14 protein-coding genes are annotated in these 20,110 nt (G+C 66.0%); 9 read left to right on the top strand and 5 right to left on the bottom strand.

The genetic code is table 11. The annotated features are described in order from the left end of the window. Positions 1-394 precede the first annotated feature (394 nt). Positions 395-4,168: a methionine synthase gene (gene metH / locus B3098_RS28760; RefSeq protein WP_175125169.1), complete on the top strand. Its 3,774-nt coding sequence runs from the start codon at positions 395-397 to the stop codon at positions 4,166-4,168. 33 nt (positions 4,169-4,201) lie between these two features. Here metH and iaaH read toward each other — a convergent pair whose 3' ends face one another. Continuing rightward, positions 4,202-5,656, bottom strand: a complete 1,455-nt coding sequence (gene iaaH, locus B3098_RS28755; protein ID WP_286900810.1) for an indoleacetamide hydrolase — start codon at positions 5,654-5,656, stop codon at positions 4,202-4,204. Between the two features lie 181 nt (positions 5,657-5,837). Here iaaH and B3098_RS28750 point away from each other — a divergent pair, with 181 nt between their 5' ends. From B3098_RS28750 to B3098_RS28735, 4 genes are read left to right on the top strand one after another with little or no spacing between them, the layout of a single operon-like run. Next, positions 5,838-6,560 (top strand): FadR/GntR family transcriptional regulator, encoded by a 723-nt coding sequence (locus B3098_RS28750; RefSeq protein WP_286900806.1) that lies wholly within the window; start codon positions 5,838-5,840, stop codon positions 6,558-6,560. Then, positions 6,560-7,597, top strand: a complete 1,038-nt coding sequence (locus tag B3098_RS28745) for an L-idonate 5-dehydrogenase (protein ID WP_286900803.1) — start codon at positions 6,560-6,562, stop codon at positions 7,595-7,597. Before B3098_RS28750 ends, B3098_RS28745 begins: the two co-directional genes overlap by 1 nt. A gap of 51 nt (positions 7,598-7,648) precedes the next feature. After that, positions 7,649-8,860, top strand: a complete 1,212-nt coding sequence (gene manD, locus B3098_RS28740; RefSeq protein WP_175125173.1) for a D-mannonate dehydratase ManD — start codon at positions 7,649-7,651, stop codon at positions 8,858-8,860. Then, positions 8,848-10,398 carry a mannitol dehydrogenase family protein gene (locus B3098_RS28735; protein ID WP_286900801.1) on the top strand — a complete coding sequence of 517 codons (1,551 nt, stop codon included), beginning with the start codon at positions 8,848-8,850 and terminating at the stop codon, positions 10,396-10,398. The genes manD and B3098_RS28735 overlap by 13 nt, the downstream gene beginning before the upstream one ends. A 1-nt stretch (position 10,399) precedes the next feature. Here the strand turns inward: B3098_RS28735 and B3098_RS28730 are convergent, their stop codons facing one another. Beyond that, positions 10,400-11,170, bottom strand: coding sequence for a class I SAM-dependent methyltransferase (locus B3098_RS28730; RefSeq protein ID WP_286900800.1), 771 nt, complete (start codon positions 11,168-11,170; stop codon positions 10,400-10,402). A 166-nt stretch (positions 11,171-11,336) separates the two neighbouring features. On the opposite strand from B3098_RS28730, the gene B3098_RS28725 reads away from it, so the two are divergent. Next, the gene (locus tag B3098_RS28725) at positions 11,337-12,161 is read left to right on the top strand and encodes a helix-turn-helix transcriptional regulator (RefSeq protein ID WP_279976104.1); all 825 of its coding nucleotides are present in this window, start codon (positions 11,337-11,339) and stop codon (positions 12,159-12,161) included. A gap of 77 nt (positions 12,162-12,238) precedes the next feature. Here B3098_RS28725 and mutY read toward each other — a convergent pair whose 3' ends face one another. Next, positions 12,239-13,321: an A/G-specific adenine glycosylase gene (gene mutY, locus B3098_RS28720; protein ID WP_286900795.1), complete on the bottom strand. Its 1,083-nt coding sequence runs from the start codon at positions 13,319-13,321 to the stop codon at positions 12,239-12,241. 229 nt (positions 13,322-13,550) lie between these two features. Here mutY and B3098_RS28715 point away from each other — a divergent pair, with 229 nt between their 5' ends. Then, positions 13,551-17,165, top strand: a complete 3,615-nt coding sequence (locus tag B3098_RS28715) for an indolepyruvate ferredoxin oxidoreductase family protein (RefSeq protein ID WP_286900794.1) — start codon at positions 13,551-13,553, stop codon at positions 17,163-17,165. Between the two features lie 409 nt (positions 17,166-17,574). Here the strand turns inward: B3098_RS28715 and B3098_RS28710 are convergent, their stop codons facing one another. Further along, a complete protein-coding gene (locus tag B3098_RS28710) occupies positions 17,575-18,255 on the bottom strand; it encodes a hypothetical protein (protein ID WP_286900793.1) in 681 nt (226 codons plus the stop codon). A gap of 474 nt (positions 18,256-18,729) precedes the next feature. Between B3098_RS28710 and B3098_RS28705 the strand changes: the two genes are divergently transcribed. Then, positions 18,730-19,062 carry a hypothetical protein gene (locus tag B3098_RS28705; RefSeq protein WP_286900792.1) on the top strand — a complete coding sequence of 111 codons (333 nt, stop codon included), beginning with the start codon at positions 18,730-18,732 and terminating at the stop codon, positions 19,060-19,062. 44 nt (positions 19,063-19,106) lie between these two features. On the opposite strand, the gene B3098_RS28700 is transcribed toward B3098_RS28705, so the two are convergent. Continuing rightward, entirely contained in the window at positions 19,107-19,361 is a 255-nt protein-coding gene (locus tag B3098_RS28700; RefSeq protein ID WP_286900790.1) for a hypothetical protein, read from the bottom strand. Positions 19,362-19,399: 38 nt separating this feature from the next. On the opposite strand from B3098_RS28700, the gene B3098_RS28695 reads away from it, so the two are divergent. Beyond that, on the top strand, positions 19,400-20,110 hold a 711-nt coding region (locus B3098_RS28695; RefSeq protein ID WP_286900788.1), incomplete at its 3' end, for a T6SS effector BTH_I2691 family protein.

The raw sequence follows: 20,110 nt of genomic DNA, 5'->3' as shown, positions 1-20,110 counted from the left end.
ATGCCGGCGCGCCGGGCGAGCCGAAAGGCCGCGTGGCGGGAAACAGGCATCCTGACGAGCGAACAGGCCGGTATCGGGCTGCCATGGGCGCCAGGCGCGCATGGGGACCGTTGCGGGGGCAGCACAGGCTGGACGGGCGGCGCTGCGGCGGCCTTGCGGGCGGCGCGGCACTGCGGGGGCGTCTTCCTGTTTCCCGTTTATCTTTCGCTCGCGGCGGGCAAGTGTTGCGTGCTTGCCCAACCTGATGCGCCGAAAGCACCGGTTCGGGGCCGAAACTGTATCACCGTGAGGCGCGCGAAGGCCCATTTTGTTACGATCAGGGCTTGTTTTTTCGGCGTTTTTCGCGTTTTAGCCACATCCGCGCTGCCGTGGCCAACCTAATCCGGACCTGATCGTGTCGTATCCCCGCCTGCCGTACCCTCCCGAAGCCTATACCCGCGGCGGCGACTTTGCCCGCCTGCTGGGCAAGCGCATCCTGATCCTGGACGGCGCCATGGGCACCATGATCCAGCGCTACAAGCTGGGCGAAGCGGACTTCCGCGGCGAGCGCTTTGCCGAGCACGGCAAGGACGTGAAAGGCAACAACGAACTGTTGTCGCTGGTGCGGCCAGACGTCATCTCGGAAATCCACCGCCAGTATCTGGACGCGGGCGCCGACGTCATCGAGACCAACACCTTCGGCGCCACCACGATCGCCCAGGGTGACTACGACCTGCCCGAACTGGCCTACGAGCTGAACCTCGTGTCGGCGCAGCTCGCGCGCGAAGCCTGTGACGCCTACAGTACGCCCGACAAGCCGCGCTTCGTGGCGGGCGCGCTGGGCCCGCAGCCCAAGACGGCTTCCATTTCGCCGGACGTGAACGACCCGGGCGCGCGTAACGTCACGTTCGACGAACTGCGTGTCGCCTATATCGAGCAACTGAACGGCCTGCTCGACGGCGGCATCGACATCGTCCTGATCGAAACCATCTTCGACACGCTGAACGCCAAGGCCGCCATTTTCGCGACCGAGGAAGTGTTCGAGGAACGCGGCATCCGCCTGCCGGTGATGATCTCCGGCACGGTGACCGACGCGTCCGGCCGCATCCTGTCCGGTCAGACGGTCGAGGCCTTCTGGAACTCGGTGCGCCACGCGCGTCCCGTCACCATCGGCCTGAATTGCGCGCTGGGCGCGGCGCTGATGCGCCCCTACGTGGCCGAGCTGTCCAAGATCTGCGACACCTATGTCTGCGTGTATCCCAACGCCGGTCTGCCCAATCCCATGGCCGAGACCGGCTTTGACGAGACCCCGGCCGACACGTCGGCGCTGCTCGAGGAATTTGCGCGCGCGGGCCTGGTGAACATGTCGGGCGGCTGCTGCGGCACCACGCCGGACCACATCCGCGCGATTGCCGAGAAGGTCACGGCGCTGACGCCGCGCGTCGTGCCCGAGATCGCCGTCAAGACCCGCCTGTCGGGCCTGGAGCCGCTGAACATCGACGAAGACACGCTGTTCGTCAACGTGGGCGAACGCACCAACGTGACGGGCAGCAAGATGTTCGCCCGCCTGATCCGCGAAGAGAAATACGACGAGGCGCTGGCCGTGGCCCGCCAGCAGGTCGAGAACGGCGCGCAGATCATCGACATCAACATGGACGAGGCCATGCTGGATTCGGTGGCCTGCATGCACCGCTTCCTGAACCTGATCGCGTCAGAGCCCGACATCGCGCGCGTGCCGGTCATGATCGACAGCTCGAAGTGGGAAGTCATCGAGACCGGCCTGAAGTGTGTGCAGGGCAAGGCGGTGGTGAACTCGATCTCCATGAAGGAAGGGCTGGAGCCCTTCCGCCATCACGCCCGCCTGTGCCGCCGCTATGGCGCCGCGGTGGTGGTGATGGCGTTCGATGAACTGGGCCAGGCCGACACACTGGAGCGCCGCAAGGAAATCTGCGGCCGCGCCTACAAGATCCTGGTCGAGGAAGAGGGCTTCCCGCCGGAAGACATCATCTTCGACCCCAACGTCTTCGCGGTCGCCACCGGCATCGACGAGCACAACCACTACGCCGTGGACTTCATCGAAGGCACGCGCTGGATCCGCGAGAACCTGCCGCACGCGCGCATCTCGGGCGGCGTGTCCAACGTCAGCTTCTCGTTCCGGGGCAACGAGCCGATGCGCGAGGCCATCCACACCGTGTTCCTGTATTACGCGGTCAAGGAAGGCATGACGATGGGCATCGTCAACGCCGGTCAGCTGGGCGTGTACGCAGACCTGGACGCCAAGCTGCGCGATCTGGTGGAAGACGTGGTGCTGGACCGGCCGGAACCCGTCGGCAAGACGGAAGCGGACGACGAGCGCACGCCCACCGAACGCCTGGTGCAGTTTGCCGACAGCGTGAAGGGTTCTGGCGCCAAGAAGGAAGAAGACCTGGCCTGGCGCAATGCCGAGGTCGAGCAGCGCCTGTCGCACGCGCTGGTCCACGGCATCACGGCCTTCATCGTGGAAGACACCGAAGAGGTGCGCCAGAAGATCGCAGCGCGCGGCGGCCGTCCCATCGAAGTGATCGAAGGCCCGCTGATGGACGGCATGAACGTCGTCGGCGACCTGTTCGGCGAAGGCAAGATGTTCCTGCCGCAGGTCGTGAAATCCGCCCGTGTCATGAAGCAGGCCGTGGCGCACCTGATTCCGTTCATCGAGGAAGAAAAGCGCCAGATCGCGGCCGCGGGCGGCGACGTGCGCGCCAAGGGCAAGATCGTCATCGCCACTGTCAAGGGCGACGTGCACGACATCGGCAAGAACATCGTGTCGGTGGTCCTGCAGTGCAACAACTTCGAAGTCGTGAACATGGGCGTGATGGTGCCCTGCGCGCAGATCCTTGAGAAAGCCAAGGAAGAGAACGCCGACATCGTCGGCCTGTCCGGCCTGATCACGCCCAGCCTGGAAGAGATGGCGTACGTGGCGTCGGAAATGCAGCGCGACGAGTACTTCCGCAGCCGCAAGGTGCCGCTCATGATCGGCGGCGCCACCACCAGCCGCGTGCACACCGCCGTCAAGATCGCGCCCAACTACGAAGGCCCGGTGATCTACGTGCCCGACGCCAGCCGGTCGGTGGGCGTGGCCACCAACCTGATGTCCGACCAGTCGGAAGCCTACCTGACGGAATTGGCCGAAGAGTACGAAGACGTGCGCCGCCGCCATGCCAACCGCAAGGCGACGCCGATCCTGCCGCTGGCCGAGGCGCGCGCCTCGCGTCCGGCGATCGACTGGGACAACTACACGCCGCCGCGCCCCAAATTCATCGGCCGCCGCACGTTCAAGAGCTACGACCTGGCCGAGATCGCGAAGTACGTGGACTGGGGCCCGTTCTTCCAGACCTGGAGCCTCTTCGGCCCGTACCCCGCCATTCTGCAAGACAAGGTGGTGGGCGAGCAGGCGCGCAAGGTCTTTGCCGATGGCCAGGCCATGATGAAGCGCATCGTCGAGGGCCGTTGGCTTACCGCCAATGGCGTCGTGGGCTTCTATCCCGCCAACACCGTCAACGACGAGGACATCGAGGTCTATAAAGACGAGACGCGCAGCGAGGTGCTGTTCACGTACCGCAACCTGCGCCAGCAGGGCGCCAAGCGCGAAGGCGTCAGCAACAAGTCGCTGTCGGACTTCATCGCGCCCAAGTCCAGCGGCAAGGTCGACTACATCGGGATGTTCGCCGTCACAGCCGGTTTGGGCATCGAAAAGAAGGAAGCGGAATTCGAGAAGGCGCTGGACGACTATTCCAGCATCATGCTCAAGTCGCTGGCGGACCGCCTGGCCGAAGCCTTCGCCGAGTGCCTGCATGCGCGCGTGCGCCAGGACCTGTGGGGCTACGCGCCCGACGAGGCCCTGTCCAACGAAGACATGATTGCCGAGAAGTACGTGGGCATCCGCCCGGCGCCCGGTTACCCGGCCTGCCCGGAACACGTCGTGAAGACCGACATGTTCCGCGTGCTGGACGGTGAGGACATCGGCATGATGCTGACGGACAGCTACGCGATGTACCCGGCGTCCAGCGTGTCGGGCTTTTACTTCAGCCACCCGCAGTCGCAATACTTCAACGTGGGCGTCATCGGCGAAGACCAGCTCGAAGACTACGCCCGCCGCAGCGGCCGCAGCATCGAAGACCTGAAGCGCACGCTGGCGCCCAACCTCGGCTGACGCGGCTGACTGCCGCGAAAGCCCAGGCTGAGGCTAAGGCTGGACCCGGGGCGCAGCGATGCGCCCCAATATCTTTTCGATGGCTACGCCGATCGCGAGCACCTTGCGGTCCTCGCCCGGCAGGCCGTCGATCTCCAATCCCACCGGCAGGCCTTGATTCGACAGCCCGGCCGGCACGCTCAGGCCAGGCAGGCCGGCGTTGCTGCCGGGATCCACGTTGCGTGCCAGGCGGGCAAAGGTTTCGAAACTGCTGGCTTCGGGCGTGGACGCGGGCGGCGGCACCGGCACGGTCGGAAACAGCAGGCCGTCCAACGCGTGTTCCTTGAAGGCGCGGCGATAGACGTCGATGAGCTCACGCCGGCCGCCTGCGATGGCCTGTTCGTACAGCGGTTGCAACGGCAGAAGCTGGCCGTCCGGCGTGGGCAGCACGCCCGGCACGATCAGGTTGTCGAAAATGCCCTTCACGTCGGGGCTGGAAATCTGCGCGACTACCTCATCAAAGGTCACCCCCACGTGATAACGCGCCAGATAGGCCGTCAGATCGGGCTTCTGCTCGAACAGGCATAGCGGCATGCCGACCGCCGCGTTGGCGGCGGGTAGGTCGGGCATGTCCAGCTGCACCAGCGTCACCCCGGCGGCGCGCAGTGTGTTCAAGGCGGCTTCTGAAACCGCCTGCACGTCGGGATCGAGGTCGGCCCAGAAGTACGCGGCCAGGCCCAGGCGAATGCCTTCGGGCGGCAGGGGCGCCAGCCGCTCGGTCTGGCCCGTGAGGATCGCATCCAGCAGCACGATATCGGCCATGTCGTTGGCGATGGGTCCGGGTGTGTCGCGCGTGTGGGAAATGGGGGTGATGCCCGCGCCGTCGTAGCGGCCCACGGTGGCGCGGAATCCGGCGGCGCCGTTCACCGAAGCGGGCAGGCGCACCGAGGCGCCGGTATCGGTGCCCAGCGCGGCGGGCGCCAGCCGCGCGCCCACCGCCGCGCCGCTGCCGGACGACGAGCCGCCAGCGATCAGGCGCGCGTCGTAGGCGTTGCGCGTGCCATCGCCATCCGGGCCGGGGAAGGCGGTGTTGAAGCCGGACACGCCGAACGCCAGTTCATGCATGTTGGTCTTGCCCAGGATGACGGCGCCGGCCTCGCGCAGCCGCTGCACGACGGGCGCGTCCTCGGCGGGGCGGAAGTTTTTCAGCGCTGGTGTGCCAGCGGTGTTCGGCAGCCCCGCGACGTGGATGTTGTCCTTGATGGCGACGGGCACGCCGCCCAGCGGGCCGTGGCCGGGCGCCGCATCGTAGGCGCGCGCCTGCGCCAGCGCGCCGTCGCGGTCGACCGTGATGAACGCGTTCAGGTCCTGGCGGGCGTCGATGCGGTCCAGGCAGGCTTGCGTCAGCGCAACGCTGGTGAGGCGGCCCTCGCGGATGTGTGCTGCCGCTTCAGTGGCGGTCAGGTCCGCCAGATTGGCGGGCAAGGGCTGGTCGGTCGTGCTGGGCATGTCGCTTTCCTTGGCTGTCGTTCGATCCGTATCTATACAGGGGCCGCGCGGGGGCTGTCGAGGGGCGATCCGGCGGTTGTCCGGGCGTTGTCCGAGCGTTGCCGGTCGGCGCGTAGTGGAAAACCACGATGGCGGAAATTGGTGGACCAAATACGATTTGGTCAGACCAATTTGAGGCGCCATGACGTTGCATTCGCTCTCCAAGCCCGAAGTCCCCGCCGGCCGTGTCGCACCAGACCGCGGTTACTTGCGGTTGGCCGCGCAGATCCATGCGCTGGTGGCGCAGGGGGAATTTGCCGCGGGCCAGCGGCTGCCGGCCGAGCGCGCGCTGGCCGAGCGCTTCGACGTCAGCCGCACGTCCGTGCGCGAGGCCATCATTGCGCTGGAGCTGCAGGGCGTGGTGGAAGTGCGCGGCGGCTCGGGCATCTATGTCTGCGAACCGGGCGCGAACCGACCGTCCGCGATGCCGGAGGCGGGCGCCGGCCCCTTCGAGCTCCTTCGCGCCCGCTGCCTGATTGAATCCGAGATCGCCGCGCTGGCGGCCACCACCCGCACTGACGCGGACCTGGACCGCATTTTCGAGGCGCTGACGGCCATGCGCGACCGGATGACGGACAAGGACGCCAATGCCGAGGCCGACCGCCGCTTTCACCTGTGCATTGCCCAGTCCACCGGCAACAGCGTGCTGCTGGCCACGGTGACGTCGATGTGGGATCAGGCCCGGGGGCCGGTCTGGGAAAAGATGGAACAGCATTTCCATACGCAGGCCTTGCGCCAGGCGTCGCAGGCCGATCACCAGCGTATCTTCGGCGCGCTGGTGGCCCGCGACGCGCAGGAGGCGCGGCAGGCGATGCGCGATCACCTGGAACGGGTGATCGGCGAGTTTGCACAGGGGTGGCGCTGATGCTGAACTGCATGATCCACGGGGCGCAGGACCTGCGCCTGGACACCTCGGACTCGCAGCCCTTGGGGCCGTCGCAGGTGCGCGTCGGCGTCAAGGCCGTGGGCATCTGCGGATCGGACCTGCATTACTACCGGCACGGCCGGGTGGGCGATTTTGTCATCCGCGAACCGCTGACGCCGGGCCACGAAGCGTCCGGGCAGGTGCTGGAGGTGGGCGCGGACGTGACGGCGGTCCAGCCCGGCGACCGCGTGGCGCTGGATCCGGCGCGCACCTGCGGCGTGTGCCGCTATTGCCGGCAGGGCGATTCGAATCATTGCGAGTCGGTGCATTTCTTCGGCAGCGCCAGCCGCTTTCCGCACATGCAGGGTGCGATGCGCGAAGAGGTGGTGGTCGACGCGCGGCAATGCGTGCCGGTGCCGGATTCGCTGTCGTATGAACTGGCCGCCTTTGGCGAGCCGCTGGCCGTTGCCCTGCACGCGGTGCGCAGCGCAGGATCGCTTTTGGGCAAGACGGCCATGGTGGTCGGCGCGGGTCCGATCGGCGCGTTGATCCTGATGGCCGCGCGCCTGGCGGGCGCCAGCCGGGTCATCGTGGTGGACATCGTGGACCAGACACTGGCGGCGTGCGCCCGGGTGGGCGCCACGCAAACCATCAACGCGGCCACGGACCCGGCCGCCCTGGACGCGCTGGCCGCGGGCAAGGGCACGGTGGACGTGTGTTTCGAGGCGTCGGGCAGCTATGCCGGCCTGGCAAGCTGCCTGCGCGCGGCGCGTCCGCGTGGCGTTGTCGTGACGGTGGGAACGCTGTCCGGCAGCAGCGCCGATTGCCCGTTCAACCAGATCATGGTCAAGAGCCTGTCGTGCATCGGCAGCTTCCGCTTTGTGAACGAATACGCGATGGCCGTGGATTGCCTGGCCCGCGGCCTGGTGGATGTGTCGCCGCTGCTGACGGCGGCGGTGCCCGTCGCGCGCGTGCATGACGCCTTTGCGCTGGCGGGTGATCGCAACCAGGCGATGAAGGTGATGGTGACGTTCTGATCCCGCGGCCGCGTTGAGCGGCCGTCCCTTTCCTGTAGCCGGAAGTCCAAGATGAAGATTACGAATGCACGCGTGATTGTCTGTTCTCCGGGCCGCAACTTCGTGACCCTGAAGATCGAAACCGACCAGGGCCTGACCGGCATTGGCGATGCGACGCTGAACGGGCGCGAACTGGCGGTGGCCGCCTACCTGACCGAGCACGTCATCCCCTGCCTGATCGGGCGCGATGCGCATCAGATCGAGGACATCTGGCAGTACCTGTACAAGGGCGCGTACTGGCGGCGCGGGCCGGTCACGATGACCGCGATCGCCGGCGTGGACACCGCGCTGTGGGACCTGAAGGCCAAGGCCGCCGGCCTGCCGCTGTACCAGCTGCTGGGCGGCAAGAGCCGTAGCGGCGTGATGGTCTACGGCCATGCCAACGGCTCGGACATCGAGCACACCGTGGACGAGGTGCTGCGCTACGCCGACATGGGCTATCGCGCCATCCGCGCGCAAAGCGGCGTGCCGGGTTTGGAAAAGGTCTATGGCGTGGGCCGCGGCACGCTGTTCTACGAGCCCGCCGACGCCGACCTGCCCAGCGAGCACGACTGGTCCACCGAAAAATACCTGCGCCACGCGCCGCAACTGTTCGAACGCATCCGCGAAAAGCTGGGCTTCGAACACCATCTGCTGCACGACGTGCATCACCGCCTGACGCCCATCGAGGCCGCGCGGCTGGGCAAGTCGCTGGAGCCCTACAGCCTCTTCTGGATGGAAGACGCCACGCCCGCCGAGAACCAGGAAGCCTTCCGTCTGATCCGCCAGCACACCACCACGCCGCTGGCGGTGGGCGAAATCTTCAACACGATCTGGGACTGCAAGGACCTGGTGCAGAACCAGCTCATCGATTACATCCGCACCACGGTCGTTCACGCGGGTGGCATCACGCATCTGCGGCGCATTGCCGATATGGCGTCGCTCTATCAGGTGCGCACCGGCTGCCATGGCGCCACGGATCTGTCGCCGGTCTGCATGGGGGCGGCGCTGCACTTCGACCTGTGGGTGCCCAATTTCGGCATTCAGGAATACATGCGGCATACCGACGAGACCGATGCCGTGTTTCCCCACTCCTATACGTTCGAGCAGGGCATGCTGTATCCGGGCGAGGCTCCGGGCCACGGCGTGGATATCGACGAGAAGCTGGCGGCGCGATATCCGTATCAGCGCGCGTATCTGCCCGTGAACCGGCTGCAGCACGACGGCACGCTATGGAACTGGTAGGCGAAGGCGGCCGGCTGAATGCGGGGGCGCTGGACGGCCTGCCCGCGCATGTCGCGCGGCCGGGATATGACCGGGACGCGCTCAGCATCGGCATCGTGCATCTGGGCCTGGGCGCGTTCGCGCGTGCGCATCTGGCGGCGGTCAACGATGCGGCGCTGCGCGCCGGAGCGGGGCCGGACTGGGGCATTTGCGGCGTCTCGCTGCGCCACGCCGACACGCGCGACGCGCTGGCGCCGCAGGACGGCCTGTATGCGCTGGCGTTGCGCGATGCCGACGGCAGCGGCGCGTCGCGGCAGCGTGTGGGTGTCATCGGCTGCCTGCTTGAAACGCTGGTGGCGCCCGAGGACCCGCAGGTCGTGCTGGCGCGCATCGCGGCCGCCGGCACGCGCATCGTCAGCATCACGGTCACCGAGAAGGGCTATTGCCATGATCCCGCCAGCGGCAGGCTGAATCTGGATCATCCCGACGTCGTGCATGACCTCGCGAATCCCGAGTCGCCGTGTGGCGTCATCGGTTTTGTGGTGCACGGCCTGCAACGCCGCCGCGCGATGGGCCTGCCGCCGATCACGGTGATGTCGCTGGACAACCTGCCGGCCAACGGCCACTTGCTGCGGGCGCTGGTGCTGACGTTCGCGGCGCGCGTCGCCCCGGCGTTGGCGGACTGGATTGCATCGGCGTGCGCGTTTCCCTGCTCGATGGTCGACCGCATCGTGCCGCGCACGACGGACGCGGATCGGCACGAGATCGCCGCGGCATTGGGCGTGCGCGATGCGTGGCCTGTGGTGGCCGAGCCGTATCTGGAATGGGTTGTCGAAGACCGCTTCGCGGCGGGCCGGCCGGACTGGGCCGCGGGCGGTGCGCGTTTCGTGATGGACGCCGCGCCGTTCGAGACGCTGAAACTGCGCATGGTCAACGGCGCGCATTCAGCGCTGGCGTATCTGTCGATGATGGCGGGGTGGGCCACCGTGGACGAGGCGATGGCGCGGCCCGGGATGCGGCGGTTCCTGGGCGCGCTGATGGGCCAGGAGATCGAACCGACGCTGCCGCCGTTGCCGGGGCTGGATATCGAGAAGTACCGGCAAGGCCTGTTGCAGCGATTCGCCAATCCGGCGCTCAGGCATCAGACGCGGCAGATTGCGATGGACGGCTCGCAGAAGTTGCCGCAGCGGTTGCTGGGGACGGTGCGCGACCGGTTGGCGGCGGATGCGCCAATGCCGGGTCTTGCGTTGGCCGTGGCCGGGTGGCTGCTTTTCCTGCGCGGACAGGATGAGGCCGGGCGTGTCTATGAGGTCCAGGACCCGTTGGCCGAAACGCTGGCGCATCGGTATGAGCAGGCCGAACGGGCGGCGGAGCTGGCGGGCGAGGGGCCCGCGGCGATGCTGGCGTGGGCGGGCGTCATGACGGGGTTTGAGCCGGTGTTCGGTGACCTCGGCCAGGAGCCGCGGTTTGTGCGGGCGGTGGGCGCGGCTGCGCAGTTGCTGCGCAGCCTGGGTGTGGTGGGGGCGCTGGCCGCGATGGAGCCGTCGAGAGTGGACTGATTCAGCCCGGCTTTCTCACCACAATCGTCGCCGTGTCGCTCGTAAAAGACCCGTCCTCGCGCACGTCGAAATGCGCGCGCACGACGTCCGGTGCGATGCCGAACATGTGGCGCAGCGCCGCCACCAGCGTGTCGGGCGTGCGCATGCGCGTGACCCACGACTGGAACTCCAGCGGCAGGCGGCGCGGCGCCAGTTCCTGCAGCGTGAAGCCCGCTTCGGTCAGCATGCGGGTCCATTCGGCCACCGAGTAATCGCGCACGTGCGAGGTGTCGCGCAGCACTTCGATGGTCTGCAGCCAGGTGTCCAGCAGCGGTTCACCCGGCGACACCACGTCGGCAAAGACGGCAATGCCGCCCGGCTTGAGCACGCGGAAAGCCTCGCGCAGGCCGCGGCCGGCGTCCTGCCAATGGTGCGTGGAATAGCGCGACATCACCAGGTCGAATTCGGCGTCGCCGAAAGGCAGGTACTCGGCCTTGCCCTGACAGATCACCAGATTGGCGAGCCCGCGCTTGGCGGCTTCGGCGGCGACGACGTCCAGCATCTGCTGCGACAGGTCGTAGGCGGTCACATGCGCCACTTTCGGCGCCACGTGAAAACTCACGTGCCCGCCGCCACAGCCCAGGTCCAGCACGCGCGCGTCCGGGTGCTGGCCGGCGACCGCGGCCATTTGCAGCAGGTCTTCGCCCTGGGCGTGGACGGCGCTGGTCAGGTAGGCGGCGGCGCGGGGGCTGAATTGGCGGTCGACGGCGGCGTCGTGCGAGCTGGCGGTCATGAGGGGTCCTCGTGTCGGAAAGGCTGTTGGGGGCGGAATCCTGGCCGGAATGTTGCCGGGAATGCTGTCGAGATCGTTGTCGGAATTCCTTTCGGGATTGCGAAAGGATGCAGGCGCTAAGATAGGCGGGCCCGTATACACGTACAAGCCCATTACTCATCCTGGTATGAACACTTCCCCCCAGCCCGTCACCCCCAGCCACGAAGGCTCGCATCTGCGCCGTCACGCGCTGGGCGAATTTGTGCGCAGCGCGCGGTCGCGCATCACGCCGCAGATGGCGGGTCTCCCCGAGGGATCGCGCCGCCGCACGCCCGGCCTGCGGCGTGAGGAAGTGGCGCAGCTGTGTGGCATCAGCGTTACCTGGTACACGTGGATCGAGCAGGGGCGCGAGGTGTCGGTGTCGCCCTCGGTGTGGTCGCGCATCGCGGGCGTGCTGCAGTTGGCGCGGGCCGAGCGTGCGTACCTCTTCGACCTTGCCGATTGCGCCGACCCGCAGCACGCCCGCGACGACGCCGGCGGCGCGCCGGGTCCGCTGCAGGAATGCGTCAACGCGATCAACGCGCCCGCCTATGTGCTGGACCGCGCCTGGAACGTGCTGGCCTGCAACGCGCCGCTGGTCGACCTGTTCGACCACTGGCCCGAGCGCGACCCCGAGCCCAACCTGTTGCGCTACATCTTCCTGGATCCCGCCGCGCGCGAACTGGTGGTCGACTGGGACCAACGCGCCCGCCGCGTGGTGGCTGAATTTCGCGCCGACGCGGGCGCGCATCTGGACGAACCGGCGGTGCTGGCACTGCTGGACAGCCTGAGCCGGCAAAGCGTGGTTTTCTCGCATTGGTGGACGCGGCACGCCGTGGTCGAACGCGAAGGCGGCCTGCGCGAATTCCAGCATCCGCAGCGCGGCAAGCTGGCGTACCAGCAGATCACGTTCCGGCTGGCGACGCATCCGGATTTGAAGCTGGTGATGCTGCTGAGCGGGGCGGGTGTCTGAAACCTCAATGAGGCGGCGTCGTAGTTTGACCGGTGTCTGACACCGCTCAAGCTCACACCGGTTAACCCGCCGAATCGCTACGCCGCGTTTTCCTCGCCGAACAGGCTGTCCTGCATCCCGGCATCAACCAGCCCCTGCAGCAGCTTCTTGACCGGCGCCGGCAGCGCCATCGTCCCCAGCTTGTCTGCAGGCACCCAGCGTTCCGGCAACGCCGGTTCGCGCAGGGCAACCGCGCGCACCGGCACCAGCCACGGGCGGATGTGCAGGCGGTAATGCGTGAACGTATGGGCGAAGGCAGCCAGCTCGAAGCGCTGTTCCGGCTCCAGCCCCAGCGCGCGCGATGCGCTGTCGGGATCGCCCGCCGCATCAAACTCCGGCAGGCTCCACAGCCCGCCCCAGATGCCGGGTTCGGGACGCTGTTGCAGCAAGAACGCGCCCTGGTGCCGCAGCACCAACATACAGGTCTCGCGTTCCGGAATGGCCTTACGCACCTTGGGCGTGGGCAGTTCTGCCTGACGTCCCTCGCGGCGGGCAACACAGGTCTCCGCCACCGGACATCTGTCGCAGGCGGGTTTGCCGCGCGTGCAGAGCGTGGCGCCCAGATCCATCAACCCCTGCGTGTAGGCCGCCATGTCCAGCCCGGGCGCCGCGTCCACCTGCGCATGCGCCAGCGCCCAGAGACGCTGCTCGACTTCGCGCTTGGCCGGGTCGCCCGCGATGCCGAAGTGGCGAGTGAATACGCGCTTGACGTTGCCGTCCAGAATCGGCGAGCGCTCGCCGTTCGAAAACGCCGCAATGGCCGCGGCAGTCGACCGGCCGATGCCCGGCAGCGTGGCGATGGCCTCGGCGGTGGGCGGAAAGCGGCCGTTCCAGTCGCGCACGATCTCCTGCGCGCAGCGATGCAGGTTGCGGGCGCGGGCGTAGTAGCCCAGGCCGGCCCAATACGGCATCACGTCTTCCTGCGAGGCGGCGGCCAGCGCCGCGACGTCCGGAAAGCGTTGCAGAAAGCGCTCGTAATAGGGAATGACGGTGGCCACCTGCGTCTGCTGCAGCATGATTTCGGAAAGCCAGATCCGGTAGGGATCCCGGGTGTTCTGCCAGGGGAGATCGTGGCGGCCATGCTGGCGCTGCCAGGCGACGATGCGAGGGGCGAAGTCCATGCCGGCAATTATCGCATCGCCCTATTGCCCGCCCGAGGGCCAGGGGTTACAACCGAAAGGACTAACGCCAGCCGGCCCCGTTTTTTCGGAGCGGCGGGTGCGGCAAGCGCGATTCCGCCCGCAGAGGCGCGAACGCATCAGGACTTCACTTTCACGGCCCTTGTTGGCCCGCGTGCGTTCTGGCAAGAGGCGCGCGACGCTGGTGGGGGCATCCGATGTTGGAGTAGACATGAATGCCCCCCTTACGCCCGCCGTCCGCGCGGCGCTTGAATCCGTCCAGCTCGACGACAAATACACCCTGCAATCCGGCCGCGCGTGGATGAGCGGCATCCATGCGCTGGTGCGGCTGCCCATGATGCAGCGCGTGCGCGACGCGCAGGCAGGGCTGAACACGGCGGGCTTCGTATCGGGCTATCGGGGTTCACCGCTGGGCGGCGTCGACCAGAACATGTGGAAGGCCGCCGCCCATCTGAAGGCGCACCACGTCGAGTTCCAACCCGGCATCAACGAAGACCTGGCGGCCACGGCGGTGTGGGGCACGCAGCAGGTGAACCTTTTTCCCGGCGCAAAGTACGACGGCGTGTTCGGCATGTGGTACGGCAAGGGTCCCGGCGTGGACCGTTGCGGCGACGTCTTCAAGCATGCGAATGCAGCCGGCACCGCGCGCCACGGCGGCGTGCTGGTGGTGGCGGGCGACGACCACCCCGCCAAGTCCTCGACGCTGCCGCACCAGAGCGATCACATCCTGAAGGCCTGCATGATTCCGGTGCTGTTCCCGTCCAGCGTGCAGGAAGTGCTGGATTACGGTTTGCACGGCTGGGCGATGAGCCGCTACGCGGGCGTGTGGGTGGGCATGAAGTGCATCACCGACATCGTGGAGGTGTCGGCATCGGTTGACGTGGACCCTCACCGCGTGCGCATCGTGCTGCCCGAGGACTTCCAGTTGCCGCCGGACGGCCTGAACATCCGGCTGCCCGACACGCCCTTGCAGCAGGAAGCGCGGCTGCTGGACTACAAGCTGTACGCCGCGCTGGCCTATGCGCGCGCCAACGGGCTGAACCGCGAACTCTGGGAGGTGCCGCAGCGCGATGCGCGCTTCGGCATCATGACGTCCGGCAAGGCCTACCTGGACACGCGCCAGGCGCTCTCGGACCTGGGCCTGTCCGAAGACGTGTGCCGGCGCATCGGCCTGCGTCTTTTCAAGGTGGGCATGGTGTGGCCGCTGGAATCCGCCGGCACGCAGCGGTTCGCGGAAGGGCTGGACGAGATCCTGGTCGTGGAGGAAAAGCGCCAGGTGCTGGAATATCAGCTGAAAGAGGAGCTGTTCAGCTGGATCGGCAGCGGCAAGAAGATTCCGCGCGTGGTGGGCAAGTTCGACGACAAGGATGGCGGCGAGTGGTCCGTGCCGCAGGGCAACTGGCTGCTGCCGGCGCATTACGAGTTCTCGCCCGCGATGGTCGCCAAGGCCATCGCGGCGCGCCTGCTGCGTTTCGCGTTGCCGGACGACGTGCGCGCCGGCATCGAGTCGCGAGTGGAATTCATCCGTGCGCGCGAAGCGGCGCTGGCGCGCCCGCGCGTGGTCGAAGAGCGCAAGCCGTGGTTCTGTTCGGGCTGTCCGCACAATACGTCGACACGCCTGCCGGAAGGGTCGCGCGGCATGGCGGGCATCGGTTGCCACTACATGGTGCGATGGATGGATCGCAGCACCGACGTCTTCACGCAGATGGGCGGCGAGGGCGTGCCATGGCTGGGGCAGGCGCCGTTCACCGAGGAAAAGCACGTGTTCGCGAACCTGGGCGACGGCACCTACTTTCATTCGGGGCTGCTGGCGATTCGGGCAGCGGTGGCGGCCAAGGCGCCGATCACGTACAAGATTCTGTTTAACGACGCGGTGGCGATGACGGGCGGGCAGCCGGTGGACGGTCCCATCAGCGTGCCGATGATCACGCGCCAGGTGGCGGCCGAGGGCATCGAGAAGATCGTGGTGGTGACGGACGATCCCGGCAAGTATGTGGACGTGACCGACCTGGCGCGGGACGTGCCCGTGCGCCATCGCGACGAACTGGACGCGGTGATGCGCGAGCTGCGCGAGCATCCCGGCGTGTCGGTGCTGATCTACGACCAGACCTGCGCAACCGAAAAGCGCCGCCGCCGCAAACGCAACGCCTATCCGGACCCGGCGCGCCGCGTGGTCATCAATGAAAGGGTGTGCGAGGGCTGCGGGGATTGCTCGTCGAAGTCGAACTGTCTGTCAGTGGAGCCGCTGGAGACCGAGTTCGGGCGCAAGCGCAAGATCAACCAGTCGAGCTGCAACAAGGACTTCTCCTGTCTGAAGGGCTTTTGCCCGAGCCTGGTGACGGTGGAAGGCGGCAAGCTGAAGAAGCCGCCCGCGTTGGCACAATCGGGCGGCGCGCCGGATGAGGATGTGCCGGCGCCTCGTTTGCGCAGTCTGGATGTGCCTTATGGCGTCTTCATCGCGGGGGTGGGCGGCACGGGCGTGGTGACGATCGGGCAGCTGCTGGGCATGGCGGCGCACCTGGAGGGCAAGGGCTGTTCGGTGCTGGACATGGCGGGACTGGCGCAGAAGGGCGGCGCGGTGTTTTCGCACGTGGTGTTGGCGGGCTCGCCGGACCATCTGCTGAACACGCGCGTGGCGATGGGCGAGGCGGATCTGCTGCTGGCCGGCGACTTGGTGGTGGCGACGAGCGCGGAGGCGATGGCGCGCGTGAGTCCGGGACGCACGCATGTGCTGCTGAACAGCGATACGGCGCCGACGGCCGCATTCGTGTCGAACCCGGGCTGGACATTGCCGGGGGCGAACCTGACGGCAGATCTGCAGAGCGCCTGCGGCAAGGAGAATCTTGACGCGGTGGATGCCGCAGCCATGGCGGTGGTGCTGCTGGGCGATGCGATCTATTCGAATCCGCTGATGATGGGCTACGCATTCCAGAAGGGCTGGATTCCGCTGTCACGCGAGGCGCTGCTGCGCGCGATCGAGCTGAACGGCCAGCAGGTGCCGAACAATCTCGCAGCCTTTGCGTGGGGACGGCGCGCGGCGCATGAACCCGCGGCGGTGGCGCGGCTGATGGCCAATGGTGGTGTGCCGGCCGCGCAGCCGGAAGACATCATCGAAATCACGCGGCCGCGGGTGGCGAGTCCGGTGGTGGATCTGAAGAAGCCCGCCGGTGAGTTGGCGCAGATGGTGGCGGTGCGCAAGGCGTTCCTGACGCAGTATCAGGATGCGGACTATGCCAAGCAGTACACGGATCTGGTGGACAAGGTGCTGCATGCGGAGCGGGAGGCGACGGGCACGAACCGGCTGGCGGTAGCGGTGGCGCGGTATTACTTCAAGCTGATGGCCTACAAGGACGAATACGAGGTGGCGCGGTTGTATTCGGATGGGGAGTTCTTGAAGCGGGTGGGCGAGCAGTTCGAGGGGGATTGGAAACTGCGCTTTCATCTGGCGCCGCCTTTGTTTGCACGGCGGGACAAGGATGGGCATCTGGTGAAGCGGTCTTATGGGCCGGGGATGCTGAAGGTGTTTCGGGTGCTGGCAAGGATGCGGGTTTTGCGGGGGTCTCGGTTTGATCCGTTCGGGTATACGAAGGAGCGGCGGGCTGAGCGCGAATTGATCAAGGAGTATCGGGAGACTGTGACGGCGATTCTGGGGAAGTTGAATCGCGGGAATCTGGATAAGGCGGTGGCGTTGGCTAGCGTGCCGGAGGAGATCCGCGGGTACGGGCACGTGAAGGAGGCGTCGATGGTGCGGGCCGAGGCGATGCGGGAGGAGTTGTTGAAGGGGTTTACTGCGAGGGTGGTGGCGATTGGGGTTCGGGCGGCTTGATGATGCTTTATGGGTGTTGCGGCGAGTTGAGTTCTTGAGACGCCCGGCGCGTCGTGGGCCTGGGGTGGGCGGGGCTACGATTGCGGTCCGGAGCCTTCGCTCCGGACTGCCCCGTGCTCATCCTCGTTGCCGCCTGCGGCGGCTGCCTTCGGATTCCGCCGGGCGCATCTACACGCCCCGCCCACCCCAGGCCCACGCCGCACCGGGCTTTACTGTTGAAGCTTTACGGGCGCTGGGGCGGATTGGGTTCTTGAGGTTCTTGCACGCATTTGTGTGGGAGAGAAGCAGCTTGCGGTGCCCGTCACCGTTCGGCCGCGCGGGCGGCCTCCGGGTGACTTACGCGGCGTCTTGCGTCGTGGCGATGACGCTTCGCGTGTGGCGGCATGGTTTTTGAGTTCTTGCCGCGTGGCTACTTGGGGAGAATAGCTTCCTTCAAGAGCGCGAAACCGAATGAGTAGGACCGCGCAGCCAGCGGACCGGTCCAAGTGCGTAGTGCCAAGTCGGCGAACACTACAGCAGCCCCGCCGAGGCCAACACCAAGGCGAAACAGAGTGTCTTCTTTCTTGTTCTCTGCTATTAGCTTGGCTTGACCCGCAGCGCGACAGACTTCATTCGTGAACTCATCCAGATATCTCAAAAAGTGCTCGGCGGAGCCGCGGCCGTACTTGCCGATGTATGCATGAGCCTGGAGAGCGAAGCCGTCTTTTACGACTTGAGCGATGGCTGTACTTGAGAGACCAGCTTGTTCGAGGACTAGTAGTTCAGGACTTAGGAACTCATCGAGAAAGCGCGCGAGGCTAAGCCGTATTTCCGCGTTGCTTTCGGTGTATTTTTCTGCAGCTGCCGCTACGTCGGACACTCGCTGGCGAAACGTTTGATCTTTCGTCAGTTCTTGAAGCCCGTCGCAGCCAAGCTTGGTTGCGAGGATCGCTTCCTCTGTCGCAATGGTTCCTCGACGCGCGCGGAGTTCCTGGACGTAGTTTGTCGCTCTGATGAGCTTATCGTTGGTCAGTGAAACTTGCGCTTGTGCAAAAGCGGCGTCCGACGCGAGAACCGCAATCATCGACACGACTAGTAGAAGGGCTCGCATGCCATCTCCTTGACTAGCGACGGATTGTTGAACTTGCAGCCTAGGTGCGAAGAACCTTCGGCGACATCCCCAAAATTGGGGATGTGCGAGCGGCAACTTCTGATGCACGGCAGTCATCCGGCGGCTAGGTCCGGTCGACCGCGAGGGGTCGAAAGCGAGTCTTGGAGTTGGTCTTCGTACTGAGCTAAAACGGTCATTCTTGTTGTTTTCGGCTCAGTTCCCTGCCGTATACTCGTGCCACTACCGCAACAACGGTAGTCCGGTTTGGAAGCCGGTCAGCTATAGGCGGACAGCCGCCGCTAAGGCGGCTTATTTGCGTCCGCACGTCTCTGTACGTCCCTATGGACGGGCCTTGGCGGGGGTGCGCTTGCGCACGCCGGGTCCTATAGCTCCGGTCTTCCAACCTCGACTCGTGCCCGTCCTCCCCATTTGGAAGTGGGGTGCGGGTTTGTTCGCCGCTATAGGAGATTGTCCATGACGCAGCACTCCCTTACCCAAGACCCTTGGTTCGTCGACACCAATCCCGAACTTGGCTTGGTTCCCCTATCCCAGCTCTACAACATTGAGCGCGCCCGCTATGCCATCGCGTCGATCGCTCGTCTCGTCGGCAACAGCGCCTCCGAACCCGACGCCACCGGCGCGCAGCCGCTGGACGCATGGACCGTGGCCGCATTGTTAGGTGGCGTGGAAGGATTGTGTGAGCACATGGGCCTCATGACTGAGGCCATGCTGGAAACGGCACGCGCCTGCGCACAGGACGCGGATTGCGCCGATCCCACGCATGACGCTCCCGCGTCGATTCAATAAGCGTATAAGCGGCTCGGGCCTGCCGCGATGTGCAACAGGCTCTTCTACGAAGACGAACGGGCCAACATTGGCTCACCCGGGCCAAAGTTGGCCCGTTTTGTTTTGTTTGTTTTCAAACCGTTGAAGAATCTCGGGCCACAAATGGCCCGGACTTCCGGTGAAAAAAACACTTTCGCTGCTTTTGCGCCGTTGAGCTCGCCATTTTTGGCGGTGAAGCACGCGCAAGCAGTTGATAAGAAAGAACAACGGAAAAGACGCTTCCAAGTTGGCACAACGTTTGCATTGAGGCGATAGGTCATCACCGACTATTGCCACACTGCGCCAAGCAAAGGAACTTATGAGCGTCAGCACGACCTTGAGTTGGGCGATCCGCCATGCTGTCCCCAATCCTACGGGCACATGCAACGCCTGCGAACGCACTGGCCTGCCAATCCTTCTGTTGCGAACGGCCTACGCGCCTAAGCCCACCGCGACATCAAAGCGGCCGCTTGCCGGCAGCGGCGATCTGGCTGCCGTGCCGTTGCGGCTCGACCAGCCGCGTACCCTACGTGAAGGGTATCTCTATGTGCTGCTCGACAAGCGAGAGTGGCAGGCTTATCAGGTGACGCCCGAAGGGGCGCTGCGTCAGTTCAACCCGTTTTCCATGCCGCGGGCAGCCCCAGAGCCGCTGAGCGAAAGATGTATCCACCGCGACCGCGACGTCCCGGCTTCGTTCATCAACATCGACACCAAACTGTTTAAGACCGCGTGGATAGCGTTCTCCAGCGATCCGTGGTCCGACAGCGTATTGAATCGCTATCTCCACAGTTTCGCGGGCGAAAAGTCGCCAATGGCCGTCAGGTTTTACGAGCTTGACTTGCAGACTGCGCGGAACGATCCCGCGAGTGTAGGCATCGCAATGACGGAGCAGAGCCTTCAGGTCGATCAGCAAGTGCTGGAATACGCTACGCCCACGATCGGCGATTTTGTCAGCGTGCACGGATTTTGCTCGCGCAATCATCGCTTGAACGCGCTTGAAGGTTTCGTTCGGACTCAGACACAGCGCGAG

Source organism: Achromobacter sp. UBA2119 (assembly GCF_002331005.1).
GTDB classification, from domain to species: Bacteria; Pseudomonadota; Gammaproteobacteria; order Burkholderiales; family Burkholderiaceae_B; genus Achromobacter; species Achromobacter animicus.
This window is presented reverse-complemented; position numbering and strand designations above follow the sequence as displayed.

Excerpts from the sequence above, each read along its gene's own strand:
- iaaH (WP_286900810.1), bottom strand. The coding sequence starts at position 5,656 with ATGCCCAGCACGACCGACCAGCCCTTGCCCGCCAATCTGGCGGACCTG.
- B3098_RS28750 (WP_286900806.1), top strand. The coding sequence starts at position 5,838 with ATGACGTTGCATTCGCTCTCCAAGCCCGAAGTCCCCGCCGGCCGTGTC.
- B3098_RS28745 (WP_286900803.1), top strand. The coding sequence starts at position 6,560 with ATGCTGAACTGCATGATCCACGGGGCGCAGGACCTGCGCCTGGACACC.
- manD (WP_175125173.1), top strand. The coding sequence starts at position 7,649 with ATGAAGATTACGAATGCACGCGTGATTGTCTGTTCTCCGGGCCGCAAC.
- B3098_RS28735 (WP_286900801.1), top strand. The coding sequence starts at position 8,848 with ATGGAACTGGTAGGCGAAGGCGGCCGGCTGAATGCGGGGGCGCTGGAC.
- B3098_RS28730 (WP_286900800.1), bottom strand. The coding sequence starts at position 11,170 with ATGACCGCCAGCTCGCACGACGCCGCCGTCGACCGCCAATTCAGCCCC.
- B3098_RS28725 (WP_279976104.1), top strand. The coding sequence starts at position 11,337 with ATGAACACTTCCCCCCAGCCCGTCACCCCCAGCCACGAAGGCTCGCAT.
- mutY (WP_286900795.1), bottom strand. The coding sequence starts at position 13,321 with ATGGACTTCGCCCCTCGCATCGTCGCCTGGCAGCGCCAGCATGGCCGC.
- B3098_RS28715 (WP_286900794.1), top strand. The coding sequence starts at position 13,551 with ATGAATGCCCCCCTTACGCCCGCCGTCCGCGCGGCGCTTGAATCCGTC.
- B3098_RS28710 (WP_286900793.1), bottom strand. The coding sequence starts at position 18,255 with ATGCGAGCCCTTCTACTAGTCGTGTCGATGATTGCGGTTCTCGCGTCG.
- B3098_RS28705 (WP_286900792.1), top strand. The coding sequence starts at position 18,730 with ATGACGCAGCACTCCCTTACCCAAGACCCTTGGTTCGTCGACACCAAT.
- B3098_RS28700 (WP_286900790.1), bottom strand. The coding sequence starts at position 19,361 with ATGACCTATCGCCTCAATGCAAACGTTGTGCCAACTTGGAAGCGTCTT.